Below are 221 nucleotides of genomic sequence, written 5' to 3' on the forward strand. Positions count from 1 at the left end.
GGTGCGGTGGAATCCGTTCTCGGTGCGCCTATTGAGGAAGAAGACATCCCAAAGCTGATTGGTTTTCTGAAAAGGCAGGAAGCCAACGGGAAATTTTTCTCAAAGGCAATGCAGAAAGAAGTCAATACCGATATGGAGGAAGTGTAATGGCGGAGGGGATGAGTTTTTCATTCCCTTCATTGCTTTTTCATGAAGGGCGCACTTATGGACAACCAGAGGTC

The organism is Eubacterium ramulus ATCC 29099 (assembly GCF_000469345.1).
Taxonomy (GTDB): domain Bacteria; phylum Bacillota; class Clostridia; order Lachnospirales; family Lachnospiraceae; genus Eubacterium_I; species Eubacterium_I ramulus.